Here is a 21181-nt window from a genome sequence, read left to right as displayed (position 1 = left end):
GCTGAGCGGATAGCCATAGCCTTTTAAATATCAAATACCAAGGAGAGTGTCACTTATGAGTAATACGCTGCTGGCAGAGATCACTGCCTATATTGTCAAGCTTACGGGTGAAGAAGGCCTGGAGCCATCCGATCACTTGTTTGAATCCGGTTTGTTGACCTCATTGGATGTGCTGGATATGATTTCGCACCTGGAGAATACCTATGGCGTTGAACTTACGGATGAGGATGTGGATATTCAACAGTTCGGTACCATTGCAGGCTTATACGAGCTGGTTAACCAGAAGAGCGGAGAGCGGCAGCGGAATGTGGGTGTATGAAGCGCTGACCCGGGCGGCTGCGGAGTTACCGGATAAAGTAGCGGTAATAGGCGGTGACCGTCAATATACTTATCGCGAAGCCGAAGAAGCTTCCAACCAGGTGGCCCGCTTCCTGATGGATCATGGAATTGGCAGGGGCGAACGCGTCGGCATTTTCTCGCCGAAATGTCTGGAGGAAATACCACTCTTGTTTGGGGCAATGAAGGCTGGAGCCGTGTTTGTACATCTGAATCCTCACTTTAAGGAGGAGCAGCTGACACATATTATCCGGGATTGCGGAATCCGGCTGCTGTTTCTGCACGAATCCAAGCAAAGAATCTGGGCGAAGTCCGGCATGCTGACAGAAAGCGATTGTCAGGTTGTAACTTTTGGTGCAGGGGCGGTTCACGGAGAATTGGGGTTCCATCCGGAAGCATATTCTGTCCTGCCTCCCGCCATTGATTGCACTGGTGATGGTTCTGAGCCTGCCGCTCTTATTTATACATCCGGGTCTACCGGCAGACCCAAAGGAATTATTGTCACCCATCGAATTTTTAAGGATGCGACAGAAATTTCAGCCCGGCTGCTTGAGAATACCCGGGAGGACCGGATTATCAGCGTATCGCCGTTCTCCTTCGACGGAGCCTTAAGCCAGTTGTTTACCGCTGTGCATGTCGGAGCGACGCTGGTGCTGCAGGAATCGCTCTTTCCCAAGGATATCGTCAAGACCCTGCTGGAGCAGCGCATTACGGGCTTTCATGCCGTGCCGTCTTTTTGGCGGATGCTTATGCAGCGGCATTCTCCATTCATCAAACAACGGTACAACGAGCTTCGCTATGTAACTATCATTGGCGAGAGCTTTCCGGCGAAGGAACTGGCAGAGCTGAAGCAGGTTCTTCCTGACACTAAATTCTATATGATGTACGGCACCACCGAAGCCTTCCGTTCCACTTGTCTGCTGCCGGAAGAATCCGCCGATCGCCCCGGATCTGTCGGCAAGCCGCTTCCGGGTGTAACCATAAGAGTGGTGAATGAAGCCGGACAGGATTGCGGTCCGGAGGAAGAAGGGGAGATCGTCCATGAGGGCGTGTTTATCTCACCGGGATATTGGAACCGTCCGGAGCAGGCTGCCAGGGTCTTTCGCGGTTCATCGCTTTATACCGGTGATTTGGGAAAGCGAGATGCCGACGGGTATCTGTATTTCCTGGGAAGAAAGGATATGCTGCTGAAATCCATGGGGTTCCGCGTCAGTCCTGAGGAGATTGAAGAAGCGCTGCTGAAGCTGGAAGGTGTCAAGGAAGTGGCTGTTACCCGGGATATTGCCCAGGATCAGCCGGACGGGATCAAAGCACTGGTGGTATGCGAGGAAGGAATCTCCTTGGACAGCGATGCCGTTCTGCGCTACAGCCGCCGCCACCTGCCGCATTATATGATTCCCCGCCGCGTGGAGTTTGTCCGGGAGCTTCCCCGGACCGCCAATTTCAAAATCAGCCGTTCGCAATTATAAGGCCGGTTATCCGGCGAGGGAGGGGAGTTCAAGAATGAAACGCTGCACAGCTTGTATATTGCCCGATACGTTTCCCGGAATCCGCTTCGATGAGAGCGGTGTCTGCCAGTACTGCCTGGAGGCCGGAGAAGGGAATCAGCCATTTGCAGGAGAGTCACTGAAGGACAAGCTTGAGACCATTATCCGTGATAACCGTGGACACGGCAGGACCTATGACGCGCTTGTCGCCTACAGCGGCGGCAAAGACAGTACCTACCTGATTCACCGTCTGCAATCGGCTTACCAATTGTCTATTCTCGCGGTTACCTTTGACAATGGTTATATGTCGGAGGCTTCATTCCGGAATATGCGGACGGTATTAGGCAGGCTGAATGTAGATCATCTGATCGTCAGACCGGGACAGTCGTCGATGAACCGGATTTTTGCCCAAAGCTGCGGCCACCGGATGTATCCCGATCATCTGACCAAGTTCGGCAGCGGGATCTGCATTTCCTGTATCCGCATGGTATCCACGATGGCGCTGAGAGTAGCGATAGAGAAAGGCATTCCCATGGTGATGCTGGGGAACAGTCCCGGCCAAATGATCCAGTCGGAGAATGAGCTGATCTTCCGGGATAACACGATCCCCTATGCCCTTCGGCGCAGGCTGTTCAAGCCGCTGGTGGATCAACTGGGAGATGAACGGCTGTATGATCTGCTGATGCTCACGCGGGAGGAGTATAAGACCAAGCCGTTTCCGTATACCATCAATCCGTTCCCGATTCTTGGATATGACGAGCAGCTCATCTACCGTGAAATTGCCGCTCTGGGCTGGAGCAAGCCGACCGATGTCGATCCCAACTCTACGAATTGCAAGCTGAATTCTCTGGGCATCAAGAAGCATTGTGAAACCTATCATTTTCATCCTTATGATTTTGAAATGAGCATGCTGGTCCGGCAAAAGATCATCAGCCGCGATGAAGCTATCCGCAGAGTATCTGATCCGGAGCGGATAACGGAGGTCCTTGCGGCCGAAGTGGAAGCAGCCCTTGGAGAGCTTGTGCCTGAATGGTAACCGGCATCGGTAGAGCCCCGGCTGTATCCCGGGCCAAAATATCCGAGCTGCTCGATGCCAACCCGGAAATTCTGCGCCTGCTGGTCCTTAGTCCGACAGTCGAGGAGGCACGGCTGGAGCTTTATGCTTACCTCAACCGTTGTGAGCAAAATGTTCTCGATGCCGGATGCCTGCTGCATCCGCTGGAGAAGAAGAACACCCGGGACTGCATCCAGGTGTTCCGGACGATCATTTCACCCGGAAGCGAACACAAGACCGGCTTCAGCTGCATTTCCGCGCTGCACCGGCTGGCTACGATGCATTGGGCCGACGAGGAATGGACGGGGATCAGCGACGCTTTTCTGGAAGAGATGAAGCATCTGTTCAAAGGTGTCATCGGACTCTCCGGGATTTATTCGAAATCCGGCATCTGTATCCGTGAAGTGCCCGGCTTCGTTGGCCGGCATGGGCGGGAGGCAGCCATCGTCCGGTCACAGTATCTGAACGGGAAGACAGACCAGTATGAAGCGGTGAAGCTCAAGAACGGTTACCGCTCCGGAATGGAAGCGGAGATCATCAGCCGAAGATACGAGAACCGGGCGCTTATCCTAGGGAAGCTGAACAGCTCGGCGGAAGAATGGGACGACTACCGGTGGCACCTGAAGCATATTTACAAGGATGCGGAGCAGATTCAGGAGATTATTGATTTGTCTGACAGCGAAATCAAAGGCATTCAGGCAGCGGAGGCGCACGGACTGGCCTTCGGCATCACTCCGTTCTATCTATCCCTGATGGAGCGCAGCCCCGGCGAGAATGCAGCGGATCGCTGCCTGCGTGCCCAGGTCATTCCCGGCCCCGGATATATCCGGCGGATGCTGGACGGTGAGGTCCGGCTGGAAGCAGAGGATTTCATGCGGGAGACGGACACCTCACCCGAGGACCATGTCACCCGGCGCTATCCGCACATAGCGATCATTAAGCCATTTCTGTGGTGTCCACAGATATGCGTCTATTGTCAGCGGAATTGGGAGCTGTCCGAGACGGGGGACCAGCTTGCCGACCCGCCGTCCGCGAATCTGCAGCAATCCCTGGAATGGTTCAGCAGCAATCCGGGCATTCACGAGGTGCTGATTACCGGCGGCGATCCGCTCACACTGGGCAACGCCAAGCTCGAACGCATTCTTGCCGGCTTTGCGGAGATGGCGCATATCCGGAGAATCCGCATCGGCACCCGGACGCTTGTTACCTTGCCGATGCGTTTTAACGAAGAATTACTGGACCTGTTGCGCCGCTACCACCGCCCGCCGCACCAGACTATAACGATTGTGACCCATGTCGAGCATGCCTATGAAATCTCCGCCGAAATGGCCGAAGCGGTGGGCCAATTAAAGCGTCTGGGAATTGATGTCTTGAATCAGCAGGTCTTTACACGGTTCAACAGCCGCAGATTCGAAACCTGCTTCCTGCGGGAAGAGCTGAAGAGCATTGGAATTACTCCCTACTACCTGTTCAATCTGAAGGCCAAAGAGGAAACAGAGGATTTCAAGGTGCCGATTGCCCGTCTTCTGCAAGAGCAGAAGGAGGAAGCGCGGCTGATGCCGGGGACGGTACGGACGGACAAGCCGGTCTTCAATGTTCCGTCCCTCGGCAAGAACGAGCTGAATGCCTGGCAGGACCATGAGATTATCATGATCGACGGGGAAGGCAGCAGAATCTACGAATTTTATCCTTGGGAGAAATACATGGCGCCCGTGAACACCTATATTTACAAGGACAAGCCGATTGCGGACTATCTGAACGATTTGCAGGCGATAGGCGAGGATATCCGCGATTACGATACCATCTGGTACTACTACTAAACGCCGGAAGAGAGGTGCGCCATGTGCGGGATATGCGGAATCTATCATTTGGACCGGGATCACCGGGTCTCCCCGGAATTGCTGGGCCGGGTCAACGATAGGATGCTTCACCGCGGTCCGGACGGTTCGGGAATCCATGTGGACAGGCATATCGGGCTGGGTCACCGGCGGCTGTCCATTATTGACCTGAATCTGGGCCAGCAGCCAATGTGCAATGAAGACGGGTCCGTCTGGATTACGTATAACGGTGAAATTTATAACTACAAAGAACTGAAGTCCGAACTCTTGCTGAAAGGCCACAAATTCCGTTCCGATTGCGATACGGAGGTGCTGATTCACGGCTATGAGGAGTATGGGCCGGACTGGGTCAAGCGGTGTAACGGCATGTTCGCTTTCGCCATCTGGGACCCCGGACGGGAGACCTTGCTGCTCGCGCGGGACCGCATGGGTGTCAAGCCGCTCTACTATTACGCCGACAGCAGCTGTGTGATCTTTGCCTCCGAGATCAAAGCGATTTTGCAGCATCCGGATGTACAGGCGAACCTGGAGCTTGCGGCCATTCCCGAGTATTTGTTCAGTACGGCCATTCTGGAGGACCGGACCATGTTTCAGGGCATCCGCTCCCTGCCTCCGGGCTGTGAACTGACAGTGGCGGACGGACGCCTGGACATCAAAAGCTACTGGGAGCTGAATCTGGATGACAACCGCCGGCAAGGCGGGTCCCTCCGGCAGTGGAAGGAGGAATTCGCCGCGCTGCTGGAGGAGGCCGTGCAGATGCGACTCATGAGCGAGGTCCCCTTCGGCACGCTCCTCAGCGGGGGACTGGATTCCAGCCTGCTGACGGCCTTGGCGGTAAAGTCTGTCCCTTCTGGGCTCAATACCTTCTCCCTGGAGTTCTCGAATAATGTGCGGATGAATTACGGGGCCAGCGACACCCGTTATGCCCGCCTGCTCTCCGACCAATTATCGACCAATCACCACGAGTATTTATTCGATCCGGCAGAGTACACGGATATCCTGGGGCAGGTGACCTGGCATATGGAGAAGCCGGTAGAGCTGACAACGCCTTCCCTGTATCTGCTTTACCGTCAAGTGAAGCAAGCGGCGACGGTGGTCATCTCCGGGGAGGGCGCAGACGAATTGTTCGGCGGATATTTCTTTTTTCTCCAGGAAGCGGCTTCCGGCGGAATGAGCCAGTTCCCCTGGGCGCCATATCAATCGGAGGTATCCGGGCTGCTGGTTCCCGAAATTGAAGCGAATACCGGCTACCGCAGCCGTCTGCAGCATTCAATCGAAGGCATGATGACCCGTTTCCATACGAAGGACAGGCTTAACAAAGTGCTCTACATGTTCCTTAAGGTCTATCTGCTGGAGATGCTGGAGCGTCAGGACAAAATGAGCATGGCCTCCAGCGTCGAAGTCAGGGTCCCATTCCTCGACTACCGCATTGTGGAAATGATCTCCTGCCTGCCGTCCGAATATAAGCTGCAAGGCGATACGGAGAAGTGGTTCCTGAAGGAAGTAAGCCGTGCTTTCCTGCCAGCTGAGATCGTGGACCGCAAGAAGAAGCCGTTTCCTTTCCCGGTAGATCCGAAATCGATATTCCGTCAGCGCGGCGCGGCGCTTGAGCTGGTCGAGTCGGGGAATTCCCGAATCTCTGATTATTTTGACCGGAAGAAGGTAGCAGACTTCATGAACAAACGCGGGGACTATGCCAAGCTGGACAATCTGGCTATATTCCGGACGGCCCATGCCATGCTCGCTCTGGAATTATGGCACAAGACATTTGGAGTGTGAATGATGAACGATATCGAGCTGCGCCAATATGTAATGGAAACGACGGAAGAGTTTGTGCTCAAGCATGTAGCCCCCGTCGCCAAAGAGATTGACGAACAGGAACGGTTTCCGATGGCGACCTTCAAGGAGATGGGGAGGCTCGGTCTGACCGGTATACCTTTTTCGCAGAGCTATGAGGGGCTGGGACTGAATTATTCCGTATATCTGGCGGTCATCCGCCGGTTGGCCCGGACCTGCGCTTCGACGGCAATGACGCTGGTATCGCACAGCACCCTGAGCTGCACGCCGATTGATGCGTTCGGTACGGAAGAACAGAAACGAAGCTTTCTGATTCCGATGATCCTGGGCCAGCGAATCGGGGCATTCGCGCTGACGGAGCCGGGAAGCGGGTCGGATATGGCTTCCATGTCGACTGTAGCTGTGGAGCAGGACGGGTATTTCGAGCTGACCGGAAGCAAAGCGTTTATTACCAATGCCAATGTCGCTGACTACTACATCGTCCCGGCCAAGACGGCTCCCGAGAAGAAATCGCTGGGCATCAGCCTGTTTGTGGTAGAGAGCGGGACCCGCGGGGTTCAGGTATCGGAGCACAAAGAAAAGAAGCTGGGCATGCGGGGATCAGATACGGGCAGCTTAACGTTCAGCAAGGTGAAGATACCTTCAAGCCAGCTGATTGGCAAAAAGAACTTCGGATTGCCGATTCTCCATCATACGCTCGTATCCGCAAGGCTGGGAATGGCCGCCATTGCCCTCGGCATCGCGGAAGAGTCGAGAAAGCAGTGTCTTGAATACGTCAGACAACGCAAGCAATTCGACCAGTACCTGTTCCAGTTCCAATCCATCGGCAATATGCTGGCGGATATGGAAATGGGCATCAACGCCTCGGAGCTGCTGCTCGAAAAGGCGGTACGGCTGAAGGAAGCGGGACAGCCTTATATGAAGGAAGCCTCTGAGGCGAAGCTGTTTGCCTCGGAAATGGTGAACCGTGTCACCAAGAATGCGATTCAGATCTTCGGCGGTTACGGGTATTCCCGGGATTTGCCGCTGGAGCGCTACTTCCGGGACGCCAAGCTGACAGAAATCGGCGACGGTACCTCGGAGATTCAGCGGATGATCATCGTGGAGGAACTGATGCGCCAGGAGAAACGCGCAAAACCAGAGGAAGGGAAGCGATGGGTTCGATGACAAAGCAAAAACGGAAATATACGATACCAGCCGTCTCGGAGCAAGGCTTGACAGCACCGCTGTCGTTTCAGCAGGAACGGCTCTATTATTTGTCCCGTCTGCTCGAAGACAGTCCGCTGTGGAACCGCGTGAGTGTTCGCCGGTTAACCGGGCAACTGGACTTACCGGCGCTGCAGGGGGCCGTGAAGATGCTGGTGAAGCGCCACGCCGCGCTGCGCAGTGCCGTTCATTGGGAAGATAAGGAGCTGTTCCAGAGCTTCAGGGATGAGCGCGGCGGCCGGTTAACGGTCAGCGTGCTGGATGCATCTCCTGAAGAACCTAAGGGTGAGGCTGTTGACCGGATGCTGAAGGAGGAGTGGCGTCTGCCGATCCGTCCGGATAAGAAGGATGCGCTGTTTCAGGCAAGGCTCGTTCAGACCGGGGAAGAGGAATATTACCTGATCCTCAAGCTCCATCACATCATCTCCGATGCCACCACCTTTCAGATTTTGTGGCGGGACCTGAAGGTATTCTATAACACCTTGGCGGATGGCATGGTTCGCGAGCTCCCGGAGCTGAAGCTGGACTATGGAGATTACGCCCGTTGGCAGCGTGAAGCGTTCAATGACGGGAATACACTGGAGCAAGAACGCTACTGGAAGAACTCCTTCGGCGGTGACCTGCCGATATTGGATCTTCCCTGCGATTATCCGGCCCCTTCCCAGACCAGCTTCAGAGGAGCCGTAACGGGGCTTGAGCTGCCGGAGCCGCTGCTCAAGCGTCTGGCAGGCATCTGTATGAAGAATCAGGCCATCCCGTTCTCCGGCCTGCTGGCCGTCTACCAGGCGCTGCTGCATAAGTGCACCCGCCAGGAGGATATCATCGTCGGCACGGTCTTTAACGGCAGGCATTACAGTAAGGAATTGGCCCAGATGGCCGGCTTCTTCGTGAATACGGTAGCTATCCGCCAGCAAGTAACGGAAGGTATGACCTTCATGGAGCTGCTGGGAGCGGTGCAGCAGAAGGTCAACGAAGCGTACGACATGCAGGATTATCCGTTTGAACGGCTGATCCAGGCACTGAATCCGGAACGAAGCGGAGCGGGAGGCCCTCTATACCGTGCCATGTTCAATATGGTCACCAAGCGCCGGGAGGAATGGGAATTTACGGGATTGTCCGAGGAAGCGGTGGCTACAGAAGGAGAAGCAGCGCAGACGGACCTGCTCTTCGATGTGCGTGAAGACGAATCGAGAACGATGCTGTATGCGGAATACAACACCGATTTGTTCCGTGAATCGACCGTCCGGCATTTACTCGAAATGTATGTACTGCTGCTGGAACAAATCGCCGAACGCCCGGATATTCAGCTTCAAGAGCTGAGTCTGGCCAGTGAACGGGACAAGCGGATGATCCTGCACGCCTTCAACAATACAGAAGCAGCGCATGATGACCTGTGCCTGCATCAGTTATTTGCATCCAGTGCCGCCGTGAGACCGGAACAAACTGCACTTCAGTTCAAGGGAACGTCAATGACCTATGGAGAATTGAACGCCGCTGCCGGACGCTTGGCCTCCTTCTTACGCATGAACGGTGTGGGAAGGGAAAGTATGGTTGCCGTGATCGGTGAACGCTGCATCGAGACGGTGGTTGGCATCTATGCGATCCTTCAGGCAGGTGGAACCGTGCTGCCGATTGACCCGGCAACTCCCCGGGAGAGAGTGCGCTACATTCTCGCGGACAGCGGTGCCGTCCATGCACTGGTCCAAAAGCCGGAATTCGGCGATATCGCGGCCGGGCCCGCGAAGATCATACCGATTGCCGATCTTTCGGTATACGAAGAAGGGCCATACGCCAATGACAACATCAATAGTTCATCAGATCTGGCCTATTGCATTTATACTTCGGGTTCGACCGGCACACCGAAAGGGGTCATGCTGGAGCACCGCTCTATCGTCAATACATTGACTCATTTGCAGCGGAGCTATCCTCTGCTGGGCGGAGATGCTCATCTATTCAAAACTGCATATACCTTCGATGTCTCGATTGCCGAGCTGTTTGGCTGGTTCCACGACGGAGGCAGGCTGGTTATTCTGGAGCCGGGACTGGAGAAAGACCCGCAGGGCATCATGGATGCCATAGTGGATCATCATGTAACACATGTGAACTTCTCGCCGTCCATGCTGGGTACCTTCCTTGAAGCTACAGAGAAACGGGACGCCGCCGAGTGGGATGGCGTGAAGGTAGTGTTCTCTGTTGGCGAGGCGCTTAAGCCTTATGTGGTCAAGCGTTTCTTCGACAGAGTGCACGGGACGCGTCTGGAAAATATGTACGGGCCGACGGAAACCGCCATTTACGCGGTCATTCACTCCGCCGGACCGCAGGACGCTGAAGCCGCTGTACCGATAGGCAGACCGGTATCCAATATGCGGGTCTATATTACGGATTCACAGCTGCAGCTGCTCCCTCCCGGCATCCCGGGCGAGCTCTGTCTGGCCGGTCTTGGTGTGGGGCGGGGGTACCTGAACCAGCCCGGACTGACGCAGGAGAAATTTATGAATGATCCCTTTGTTCCGGGTGAGCGGCTGTACCGGACCGGCGACCTGGCCCGCTGGCGGGAAGACGGCACGCTGGAATACCTGGGCCGGATGGATCAGCAGGTTAAGGTGCGCGGGTTCCGGATCGAGCCCGGCGAAGTCGAGCATACCCTGCTCAAGCATCCCGCTGTCCGGCGTGCAGTCGTTCAAGTCAGGGAGGACGAAGCGGGCCAGCAGCGTCTGGTAGCTTACATGGTATTGGCGGAGCAGGGACAGGAAGGGCAATGGCAGGAATTCCTGGCACAGTGGCTGCCGGCATACATGATTCCGGGCGCCTATGTCATTCTGGACGCCATCCCCCTGAACACGAACGGCAAGGTGGATTACCGTTCACTTCCCGCTCCGGCAGCCGGGCTTGCTGAAGGCACCGGCAACGACCGTGTGCTTACTTATGTGGAGCAGAAGCTGATCGAGATCACCGAAGAGGTTCTGCATTTACAGGGGATCAGCATAAACGACAATTTTTTCAATCTGGGCGGCAATTCGCTGCTTACCATCCGGTTTGTCACCGAGATCGAGGAAGCCTTCGGAATCAGTGTATCGCTGCTGGATTTCTTCGATCTTCCGGTACTGTCCGACCTGGCCCGGATGATCGAACCGCTGGTTCAGGCCTCGGCGGTATAGGCGGCTAAGGATTAAGCGAAGGAAGGAGTTGGGTGCTATGGGTAATCCGTTAAGGACTTATCCGCCGTTGCTGCCTGCCGGGCAGGAGGAGGTTCATCCCTTATCCTATCAGCAGGAGCGCTTGTATTTCATGTCCGGAATGGTTCCGGACAGCTCGGTCTGGAATCTGGTATCCTCCCTGAAGCTGCAAGGCAATATCGACACCGCTGCGATGCGTGAGGCGGTCCGGGAGCTGGCTATGCGGCATGACGTGCTGCGAAGCGTAATTGGCTGGCAGGGAGACTCCCCGTACCAGTCGTTTACACGCGATCCCGGAGCGCTGTTCCGGGTGGCGGATTTCAGAAGCATGCCGGAGGAGCCGCGGGAGCAGGCCATCGGCCGGCTGCTTCAGGATTTATGGTATCTTCCTATCCGCCTGGACGGCATAGACCTGCTCTTTCAGGCAGTGCTGGTCCTGGCCACAGAGACAGAAAGCATCCTTCTGCTCAAGCTGCACCATATCATAGCCGACGGCACAAGCATCCAGATTCTGTGGCGGGATCTGAAGCGGATGTATAGCGCCCGGGTTCAGGGGACAGCTCATGGGCTTCCGGATGTCGCCTTCAGCTACGGCAGCTATGCCAGGTGGCAGAGAGAGACATTTGACGAAGAGCGGACACACGAACAGGAAGCCTACTGGCTTGGGGAATTAAAGGATGAGGTACCGTTTCTGGATCTGCCCGCAGATGCACCGCCGTCATCTGAGCTTAGCTTCCAAGGGGCGCTCACCTCGCTGGAGCTTCCGGAGGAGCTGGTGAAGCAGCTGCGGATTCACTGCATGATGAACCGGACCATGCTGTTCTCCGGGCTGATGGCGCTGTTCTATGCTTTGCTTCATAAACTAACCGGTGAACAGGATATCGTAGTCGGCACCGTGTTCAACGGGCGGCACTACGGACCCGAGTACAACCAGCTTGCGGGCTTCTTCGTGAATACCGTTGCCGTGCGGCTCCGCTTCGACGACAATAGCAGCTTCACCGGGCTGCTTAAGCAGGTTCATGAGCAAGTGGACCATGCGTATTACATGCAGGATTATCCGTTTGAACGATTGGTCCGGGCCTTGAATCCGGAGCGTGAGCTTCAGCGGATTCCGCTGTTCCGCACCATGTTCAATATGGTCTCGGCCGGGGCAGAGACGGAGCCGTTCGCAGGTCTGCAGGAACGACATCTGGAATCGGATGCGAATGCAACGCAGACGGATCTGCTGCTCGATGTCCGCCAGCAGGACGGGAAGACTCACCTCTGGGCCGAGTACCATACAGGCCTGTTCAAGGAGGAGACTGTCCAGGGTTTCTTGTCCATGTATGTGAATCTCTTGCGCCAGGTTGCCGCTGATCCGTCCGCTGCCATATCGGATTTAACACTGCTTGACCCGGCGGAGCGGAATGAACTGATCTATACGTTCAATGAGACAGAGGCCCCTTATCCCCGGGACGCAGGGGTTCATGAGCTATTTCATGCGCAGGCTGACCGGACACCGGAGCGGGTAGCGCTGCTCTCCGGAGAGCAGATCTGGAGCTATCGGGAGCTTAACGGGCAATCCGCAGCGCTGGCCCGCCGCCTGAGACAAGCTGGCGTAGAGGCCGGCAGCATTGTCGGCATATTGGCCGGACGGTCACCCGAGCTGATCATCGCGATGCTCGCGGTCCTGCAAGCCGGGGCTGCTTACCTGCCGCTGGACCCGGCCTATCCGCCGGAGCGCAGCCGCTTCATGCTGGAGGACAGCGGAGCCCGCCTGCTCCTGGTACAGGAAGACCATGAAGCTCCTGCGGATTGCCCGCTGCCGAGTCTAACGTTGTCGGCGGCCGAGCTTGGAGCAGCGGCGGGCGTTGGCGCCGGGCAGACATATGGAACCGGTAGAGGAGGCGTAAATAGTAAGACTGATGTAATCGGTGGGGCTGACCTAGTTGGTGAGACTGATGGAACTGGTGGGGCTGGCGTAATTGAAGAGGCTGATGGAACCGGAAGGGCTGGCGTAATTGACAACACTGATGTAACCGGTGGAGAAGACGTAACGGGCAAGACTGACAATACCCTCCGGCCTTCCGGTGGCGATTCGCTGGCCTATGTCATGTACACCTCCGGCTCCACCGGCACGCCGAAGGGGGTCATGGTGACGCACCGCAATGTGGTGCGGCTGGTCCACGAAGGCGGCGTCCTTAAGCTTGCACCGGACGACAGGATTCTGCTCACCGGCTCGCCGGGCTTCGATGCAGTGACATATGAGATCTGGGCGGCGCTGCTGAACGGATTACCGCTGGTACTGGCAGGCAACGACATTCTGCTGCACAGCAAGAAGCTCGGTGAGTTTCTCCGCGAGCAGAGAATTACGCTGCTGTGGTTAACTACAGCACTGTTCCAGCAGCTGGCCGAGGAAGATCCGGCGCTGTTCGCTCCGCTGCGCTGCCTTCTATCCGGCGGCGATCTGCTGCCTCCGCGGCAGGTCCGGCTCGTCCGGGAGGCCTGCCCGGACCTGGAGCTGTGGAACATGTATGGTCCCACAGAGAATACCACCTTCTCCACCGGCCATAGGATCGGCAAGGTGGTGGCGGACGGCGGCATTCCGATCGGCCGTCCGGTACCGAATTCCACGGCTTATGTGCTCAGCAGCCGTGGCCAGCTTCAGCCGGTCGGCGTGCCCGGCGAGCTGGTCGTCGGCGGCGACGGACTGGCCGCCGGATACTTGAACCGGCCGGAGCTGACGGCCGAGCGGTTCACCGCCGACCCGTTCCGGCCGGGGCAGCGGATGTACAAGACCGGAGACCGGGCGAAATGGCTGCCCGGCGGTGAGCTGCTGTTCCTCGGCCGGCTGGACCAGCAGGTGAAGATCCGCGGCTACCGCGTAGAGCCGGGTGAGGTCGAGACGCTGCTGCAAGGGCAGCAGGGGGTAGTGGAAGCGGCCATAACGGTCCGGGAGGACCCGGGCGGAAGCAAGTATCTGTGCGCGTATGTTGTTTGCGGCGAATCCGAGCTGGAACAGCTCCGAAACGATCTGTCCCGGCGGCTGCCGGGGTACATGCTGCCGTCCAGGTTCGTCCGGCTGGAGAAGCTGCCGGTGACCGGCAACGGCAAGGTGGACCGGCGTCGCTTGCCGGACCCGCCCGAGGAGCCGGCGGAAGTCACAGGCGCCCGGGCCCCCGAAGGGGAGACGGAAGCTGCACTCGCCGCCATTTGGAGCGAGGTGCTGCACCGGGAGACAGTGCTGGCGGACGACCACTTCTTCGAATGCGGCGGTCACTCGCTGCGGGCGATGGTGCTGCTGTCACGCATTCAGGAACGGATGGGCGTGGAGCTTACACTGCAGGAGCTGTTCGCCGCCCCGACGATCCGGCTTCTGGCCGAAAGAATCGCGGCGGCTTCTCCGGAACGAGCGGTTAAGAACTGCATGATTCCGAGAGTGGAGTCCCTGGACGGCGACTATCCCGCTACAGCCAGCCAGAAACGGATGTATGTGCTCAGTCAGATGATGCCGGGGGGCATCGGATACAATGTGCCGCTGGTGCTGCGTAGCGAAGGGAAGCTGGAGCCGGAGCGGCTGGAACGCACACTGAATGCATTGGCGCAGCGCCATGGCAGCCTGCGGACATCATTTCACATGAGGGACGGTAAGCTCCGGCAACATGTAGCAGACACGGTATACATTCCGCTGGAGTGCAAATGTGCTGACGACGAGACTGAGGCCCGTGAAGAAGTGAAGTCGCTCATCCGCCCGTTTGATCTGGGGCAGGCGCCGCTGCTGCGGGCAGGAATAGTCGAGCTGGCACAAGGCGGCGTGATACTGGTGCTGGATGCCCACCATATCATTACTGATGGGGTGTCTACAGAGATTCTTCTTCGAGAGCTGGCCGAGTTGTATGGTTACGCCGGAGACACTGGGAACATCGCTGCGGCGGAAGAACAGCCGGTCAGCGGCATAGCCGCATCCGGCCTTCCTGAGTCTGTCGGAACGGTCTTGCTCAGAAGCAGGGAAGAATACGGTCATGACGATTTAGGTAGCGGACAAGTAAATCCGGACAGCTACGGCACTGCGAACGGGAAGGCGGTTCCGGAAGGTCACGGTGAGGTCAGCGGGGTAGCTGGCAGGGATGATAACGATAATGACGGCAAGCAGCCATTACAATACAAGGATTATGCTGTGTGGCTGGAACAACGCGAGGGAACGGAGGAGATGTGTAAGCAGGAGGCTTATTGGCTGGACAAGCTGTCCGGGGAGCTGCCGGTATTAAACCTGGTTCCGGATCATCCCCGGCCGGCAATTCAATCATTTGAAGGCGACCGTCTGGTAACCGAAGCCGGTGCAGCCTTACATGAACGGCTTCAGAGGTTGGCTGCGGCGGAGGGTGTCACTTTGTACATGGCACTGCTGGCCGGTTATTTTGTCCTGCTCTCCAGGTACAGCGGACAAGAGGATATTCTGGTGGGAACGCCGGTAGCAGGGCGGCAAAGACCGGAATTGCAGGACCTGGTCGGGTTGTTCGTCAACACGCTTGTCCTGCGTGGACGCCCCTTGTCCGGGCTTAGCTTCCGGGAATTTCTGAGCCAAGTGAAGCGGGAAACGCTGGAAGCCTATGAGCATCAGGATACGCCCTTTGAGCAGCTGGTGGAGCGTTTACAGCCGGTGCGGGATTCCAGCCGCAATCCGCTGTTCGATACCATGTTTGCGATACAGCACGGCTCTGAGGAGCCGCTCAGGCTGGCGGACGCCAGGTTTTATGAAGCCTCCTTCGACTACCCGGTTTCCAAGTTCGACTTGACGGTAACTGCAGAGGAAGGAGCATCCTGGCTGCGTTTTGACTGGGAATATGCTACGAAGCTGTTTGAGCGGGAGACCGTTATGCGGATGAGTACACACTATCTCCGCTTACTGGACGAGATTACTTCTCATCCGGATGTGCCTTTGTCCGAACTTGAAATGGTTGCGCCTGAAGAGAAGCTTGAACTTATTCATACCTTTAACAGTACGGAAGAGCCGTATCCCAAGAACAAAGGGATTCACGAAATATTTGGAGAACAGGCCGCGCGTACGCCTGAACTGCCCGCGCTCCGCGCTGGCGCACACTCCTGGAGCTACCGGGAGCTTAAGGAACAGTCGGCAGGTCTGGCTCGCCGCCTGAGACACGCAGGTCTACAGCCCGGGAGCATAGTCGGCATCTTGGCCGAACGGTCCCCGGAGCTGATCATCGCGATGCTCGCAGTCCTGCAAGCCGGGGCCGCCTATCTGCCGCTGGACCCGGCCTATCCGCCGGAGCGGACCCGTTTCATGCTGGAGGACAGCGGGGCCGGGCTGCTTCTGGTACAGGACAGCCTTGAAGCTCCTGCGGATTGCCCGCTGCCGAGCCTTACGTTATCGGCGGCCGAGCTCGGTTCAGCGGCGGGCGTTGGCGCCGGGCAGGCAAATGGAACCGGCAGGGCCGACGTAACTGGCGACACTGATGTAACCGGCGGGGATGACGTAACGGGTAAGACTGACAATACCCTCCGGCCCTCCGGTGGCGATTCGCTGGCCTATGTCATGTACACCTCCGGCTCCACCGGTACGCCGAAGGGGGTCATGGTGACGCACCGCAATGTGGTGCGGCTGGTCCACGGAGGCGGCGTTCTTAAGCTTGCACCGGACGACCGGATTCTGCTCACCGGCTCGCCGGGCTTCGATGCAGTGACATATGAGATCTGGGCGGCGCTGCTGAACGGATTGCCGCTGGTTCTGGCAGGCAACGACATTCTGCTGCACAGCAAGAAGCTCGGCGAGTTTCTCCGCGAGCAGAGAATTACGCTGCTGTGGTTAACTGCAGCACTGTTCCAGCAGCTGGCCGAGGAAGATCCGGCGCTGTTCGCTCCGCTGCGCTGCCTGCTCACCGGCGGCGATCTGGTGCCTCCGCGGCAGGTCCGGCTCGTCCGGGAGGCCTGCCCGGACCTGGAGCTGTGGAACATGTATGGTCCCACAGAGAACACCACCTTCTCCACCGGCCATAGGATCGGCAAGGTGGTGGCGGACGGCGGCATTCCGATCGGCCGTCCGGTACCGAATTCCACGGCTTATGTGCTCAGCAGCCGTGGCCAGCTTCAGCCGGTCGGCGTGCCCGGCGAGCTGGTCGTCGGCGGCGACGGACTGGCCGCCGGATACTTGAACCGGCCGGAGCTGACGGCCGAGCGGTTCACCGCCGACCCGTTCCGGCCGGGGCAGCGGATGTACAAGACCGGAGACCGGGCGAAATGGCTGCCCGGCGGTGAGCTGCTGTTCCTTGGCCGGCTGGACCAGCAGGTGAAGATCCGCGGCTACCGCGTGGAGCCGGGTGAGGTCGAGACGCTGCTGCAAGGGCAGCAGGGGGTAGTGGAAGCGGCCATAACGGTCCGGGAGGACCCGGGCGGAAGCAAGTATCTGTGCGCTTATGTTGTTTGCGGCGAATCCGAGCTGGAACAGCTCCGGAGCGAGCTGTCCCGGCGGCTGCCGGGGTATATGCTGCCGTCCCGGTTCGTCCGGCTGGAGAAGCTGCCGGTGACCGCCAACGGCAAGGTAGACCGGCGTCGCTTGCCGGACCCGCCCGAGGAGCCGGCGGAAGTCACAGGCGCCCGGGCCCCCGAAGGGGAGACGGAAGCTGCACTCGCCGCCATTTGGAGCGAGGTGCTGCACCGGGAGACAGTGCTGGCGGACGACCACTTCTTCGAATGCGGCGGTCACTCGCTGCGGGCGATGGTGCTGCTGTCACGCATTCAGGAACGGATGGGCGTGGAGCTTACACTGCAGGAGCTGTTCGCCGCCCCGACGATCCGGCTTCTGGCCGAAAGAATCGCGGCGGCTTCTCCGGAACGAGCGGTTAAGAACTGCATGATTCCGAGAGTGGAGTCCCTGGACGGCGACTATCCCGCTACAGCCAGCCAGAAACGGATGTATGTGCTCAGTCAGATGATGCCGGGGGGCATCGGATACAACGTTCCCTTGGTGCTGCGGAGCGCAAGCGGCCTGGAGCCGGAGCGGCTGGAGCGCACGCTGGATGCACTGGCACGGCGCCATGGCAGCTTGCGGACGTCCTTCTACATGAGGAACGGCAAGCTGTATCAGCGGATAGCGGACAGAGTTCACATTCCGCTGGAGCACAGATGGGCGGACGAAGAAGCAGAGGTAACGGCAACGGTTCAGGGGCTGATCCGCCCGTTCGACCTGGGACAGGCGCCGCTGCTGCGGGCCGGACTTGTCGAGCTGGCACAAGGCGGCGTGGTGCTGGTACTGGATGCACACCATATCATCACCGATGGGGTGTCAACAGAGATTCTTCTTCGAGAGCTGGCCGAGCTGTATGGTTTCGCCGGAGACTCAGGGAACATTGCTGCGGCGGAAGAACAGCCGCACAGCGGCATACCTGCATCCGGCCTTCCTGAGTCTGTCGGAACGGTCTTGCTCAGCAGCAGGGAAGAATCCAGTCATGACGATTTCGGTAGCGGACAAGTGAATCCGGACAGCTACGGCACTGCAAACGGGAAGCCGGTTCCGGAAGGGCTCGGTAGAGTAGGCGGGATCGTTGGCAAGGATGATATTGATAACGGCAGCGGGCAGTCATTACAGTACCAGGATTATGCCGTGTGGCAGGAAGGACGCGAGGGAACAGAGGAGCTGCGCAAGCAGGAGGCCTACTGGCTGGACAAGCTGTCCGGTGAGCTGCCGGTGCTGAACCTGATCCCGGATTATCCCCGGCCGGCATTCCAGTCGTTCGAAGGCGACCGCCTGGTAAGCGAAGCCGATGCTGGCTTAAGCGAAAGGCTGCGCCAACTGGCTGCGGGTGAGGAGGCTACGCTGTACATGACGCTGCTGGCTGCCTATTATGTCCTGCTGTTCAAATACAGCGGGCAGGAGGATATCCTCGTGGGCACTCCGGCAGCAGGACGCAGACAGACCGAAGTTCAAGAAATGGTCGGGTTGTTCGTCAACACGCTGGTGCTGAGAGGACGCCTTCGGCCAGACCTCAGCTTCCGGGAATGGCTCGGCGAAGTGAAGCAGGAAATGCTTGAAGCCCTGGAGCATCAGGATACGCCGTTTGAAAGGCTGACAGAGCTGCTGCAGCCGGTGCGTGACCCGAGCCGCAATCCGCTGTTCGATACCCTGTTTGCGTTACAGCACCGTTCCGATGAGCCGCTGAAGCTGGGGGATGCCACATTTCACGAGTGCTCCTTTGACTATCCGGTATCCAAGTTTGACCTGACCCTGACGGCGGAGGTGGGGGAATCGTCCCTGCGTCTGGAGTGGGAATACGCCACCAGGCTGTATAAGCGGGAAACAGTCAAGCGGATGAGCGCCCACTATCTTCATCTCCTGGAACAGATTACGGCTAATCCGTATGTGGCTCTGGCCGAACTGGAGCTGGCGACGGCAGATGAAACCGAAGCCCTGCTTTATCAGTTCAATGATACCGGAGAAGCTTATCCAATGGATAAAGGCATTTATGAGCTGTTCCGGGAACGGGCGGAAGCGATGCCCGAACGTACAGCACTGCTGTTCCGGGATAACGCCATGACCTATGGCGAATTAAATGCAGCCTGCATCAGAGCTGCCTCCCGGTTAATGGAGCGGGGCATTGGTCCGGGCTGCATTGTAGCGGTTGCGGCGGACCGAAGCATGGAGATGGTCATTGGAATCTATTCTGTCCTGGCCGCCGGAGCCGCTTATCTGCCCGTTGACCCCGGAACGCCCCCGGAAAGATTGCGCTATCTTCTGGAAGACAGCGGCTCACGGCATCTCCTGCTGGAGCGGCCTATGGGTACGCTCCCTGCACAACTGGAGCTTGAACAGCATCTTATTTCCGAGCTGGCAAGTGAAGCGGGAGCCGAAGCAGAAGCCGACGAATCCGGGAATGCAGCGGTACGCAGCCTGCCGTCCAGAACAGCGGAGGAACTGGCTTATGTGCTGTACACCTCGGGTTCAACCGGCAAGCCCAAGGGCGTGCTGATCGAGCAGCGGTCGCTGCTCAATACGCTCCTGTATCTGCAGCGGGTCTACCCGCTGACTTCCGGCGATACCTACCTGCTCAAGACCGCCTTTACCTTCGATGTATCGGCAACGGAGCTGTTCGGCTGGTTCTTTGAAGGCGGCAGGCTGGCCATTCTGGAGCCGGGCCTGGAAAAGGAACCGGATGGCGTGATGGATGCGGTCCGCCGCTATGCGGTAACCCATCTGAATTTCTCTCCGTCGATGCTGGATGTATTTCTGCAGGTGGCGGCCCGCCGGAATATGAATACGTGGCAGGAAACGCTGAAATATGTATTTGCAGCCGGTGAGGCGCTGAAGCCACATGTGGCCAAGCGGTTCTATGAGGCTCTTCCCTGCGTCCGGCTGGAGAATATTTATGGGCCGACTGAAATCACCATATATGCAACGGCCTACTCTGTACCGGATTCAGCTGAGCTTGCAGTGGTGCCCATCGGCAGGCCGATTGCGAATATGAAAGCCTGTATTTTGGATTCCGGCCAAAGGCTGTGCCCGCCCGGAGTGCCCGGAGAGCTGTGCCTGTCCGGAGCCGGGCTGGCCAAAGGCTACCTGAACCGGCCTGAGTTGACCGCAGAACGGTTCGTGGCCCATCCGTTCCATGAGCATGAACGGATGTACAGAACCGGCGATCAGGCCCGCTGGAGTCCGGACGGCGTAATTGAATATCTCGGGCGGATCGATCAGCAGGTGAAGATTCGCGGCTTCCGGATCGAGCCCGGCGAGATCGAGCACACGCTGCTGGAGCATCCGAATGTGATCAACGCCGTGGTCACGGCCAAGCCGGGAGCATCGGGACTGAGCCGCTTGATTGCATATCTGGTGCTTGCGAACGAAGGTGAGGATGAAGACTGGTCCGGGTTCTGCCGGCAATGGCTGCCCGGCTACATGATTCCGGAAGCGTTCGTCACCCTTGGCGAGATTCCGCTGAATGCCAGCGGCAAGACCGATACAGGCCGGCTTCCGGATGCCGATGTCCCGGGCGGGCGTGAGGTCCGGCTCCCGCGTACGCCGGAAGAGCTGAAGCTTGTCCGGCTGCTGGAGGAGCTGCTGGATACCGGACAGCTTGGCCTTGAGGATAACCTGTTCGATTACGGGGCCAATTCCATCGTCTTCGTGCAGCTTGCGATGCTGCTGGAGGAGGAATATCAGGCGGTCATTCCCATTCTTGAGCTGATGGGTGCACCCACGGCAGCGGCAATCCTCGGCAGGCTGGAGCCTTGCAGTCTCCTGGTCAAAGAGGAGCTCCCGCTATAAAAGAAGAAGCTGAAGGAGGAATCCCATTTGCTGCC

The 21181-nt window shown here is 57.9% G+C and carries 8 protein-coding genes; all 8 read left to right on the top strand.

The window, feature by feature from the left end; all coding sequences use genetic code 11:
* Positions 1 to 55 precede the first annotated feature (55 nt).
* Genes F1379_RS25570 through F1379_RS25535 form a run of 8 tightly spaced genes read left to right on the top strand, consistent with a single transcriptional unit; the run spans position 56 to position 21146 of the window.
* Positions 56 to 319: an acyl carrier protein gene (locus F1379_RS25570; protein WP_150275304.1), complete on the top strand. Its 264-nt coding sequence runs from the start codon at positions 56 to 58 to the stop codon at positions 317 to 319.
* Positions 306 to 1805: an AMP-binding protein gene (locus tag F1379_RS25565; protein WP_162551286.1), complete on the top strand. Its 1500-nt coding sequence runs from the start codon at positions 306 to 308 to the stop codon at positions 1803 to 1805. Before F1379_RS25570 ends, F1379_RS25565 begins: the two co-directional genes overlap by 14 nt.
* 34 nt (positions 1806 to 1839) lie before the next feature.
* Positions 1840 to 2859: an adenine nucleotide alpha hydrolase family protein gene (locus F1379_RS25560; RefSeq protein ID WP_150275302.1), complete on the top strand. Its 1020-nt coding sequence runs from the start codon at positions 1840 to 1842 to the stop codon at positions 2857 to 2859.
* A complete protein-coding gene (locus F1379_RS25555; protein ID WP_150275301.1) occupies positions 2853 to 4697 on the top strand; it encodes a KamA family radical SAM protein in 1845 nt (614 codons plus the stop codon). The genes F1379_RS25560 and F1379_RS25555 overlap by 7 nt, the downstream gene beginning before the upstream one ends.
* 21 nt (positions 4698 to 4718) lie before the next feature.
* Positions 4719 to 6494, top strand: coding sequence for an asparagine synthase (glutamine-hydrolyzing) (gene asnB / locus F1379_RS25550; RefSeq protein WP_150275300.1), 1776 nt, complete (start codon positions 4719 to 4721; stop codon positions 6492 to 6494).
* Between the two features lie 3 nt (positions 6495 to 6497).
* The gene (locus F1379_RS25545) at positions 6498 to 7679 is read left to right on the top strand and encodes an acyl-CoA dehydrogenase family protein (protein WP_239004809.1); all 1182 of its coding nucleotides are present in this window, start codon (positions 6498 to 6500) and stop codon (positions 7677 to 7679) included.
* Complete coding sequence (locus F1379_RS25540) at positions 7667 to 10876, top strand: non-ribosomal peptide synthetase (protein WP_150275298.1); 3210 nt, start codon at positions 7667 to 7669, stop codon at positions 10874 to 10876. Before F1379_RS25545 ends, F1379_RS25540 begins: the two co-directional genes overlap by 13 nt.
* A gap of 37 nt (positions 10877 to 10913) precedes the next feature.
* Positions 10914 to 21146 carry a non-ribosomal peptide synthetase gene (locus F1379_RS25535; protein WP_150275297.1) on the top strand — a complete coding sequence of 3411 codons (10233 nt, stop codon included), beginning with the start codon at positions 10914 to 10916 and terminating at the stop codon, positions 21144 to 21146.
* The last annotated feature ends 35 nt before the right edge of the window (positions 21147 to 21181 follow it).

The organism is Paenibacillus tepidiphilus (genome assembly GCF_008635795.1).
Lineage (GTDB): Bacteria > Bacillota > Bacilli > Paenibacillales > Paenibacillaceae > Paenibacillus_AQ > Paenibacillus_AQ tepidiphilus.
The sequence above is the reverse complement of the archived record's forward strand: the minus strand, read 5'-3'. Positions and strand labels throughout refer to the sequence as shown.

Excerpts from the sequence above, each read along its gene's own strand:
- F1379_RS25570 (WP_150275304.1), top strand. The coding sequence starts at position 56 with ATGAGTAATACGCTGCTGGCAGAGATCACTGCCTATATTGTCAAGCTT.
- F1379_RS25565 (WP_162551286.1), top strand. The coding sequence starts at position 306 with ATGTGGGTGTATGAAGCGCTGACCCGGGCGGCTGCGGAGTTACCGGAT.
- F1379_RS25560 (WP_150275302.1), top strand. The coding sequence starts at position 1,840 with ATGAAACGCTGCACAGCTTGTATATTGCCCGATACGTTTCCCGGAATC.
- F1379_RS25555 (WP_150275301.1), top strand. The coding sequence starts at position 2,853 with ATGGTAACCGGCATCGGTAGAGCCCCGGCTGTATCCCGGGCCAAAATA.
- asnB (WP_150275300.1), top strand. The coding sequence starts at position 4,719 with ATGTGCGGGATATGCGGAATCTATCATTTGGACCGGGATCACCGGGTC.
- F1379_RS25545 (WP_239004809.1), top strand. The coding sequence starts at position 6,498 with ATGAACGATATCGAGCTGCGCCAATATGTAATGGAAACGACGGAAGAG.
- F1379_RS25540 (WP_150275298.1), top strand. The coding sequence starts at position 7,667 with ATGGGTTCGATGACAAAGCAAAAACGGAAATATACGATACCAGCCGTC.
- F1379_RS25535 (WP_150275297.1), top strand. The coding sequence starts at position 10,914 with ATGGGTAATCCGTTAAGGACTTATCCGCCGTTGCTGCCTGCCGGGCAG.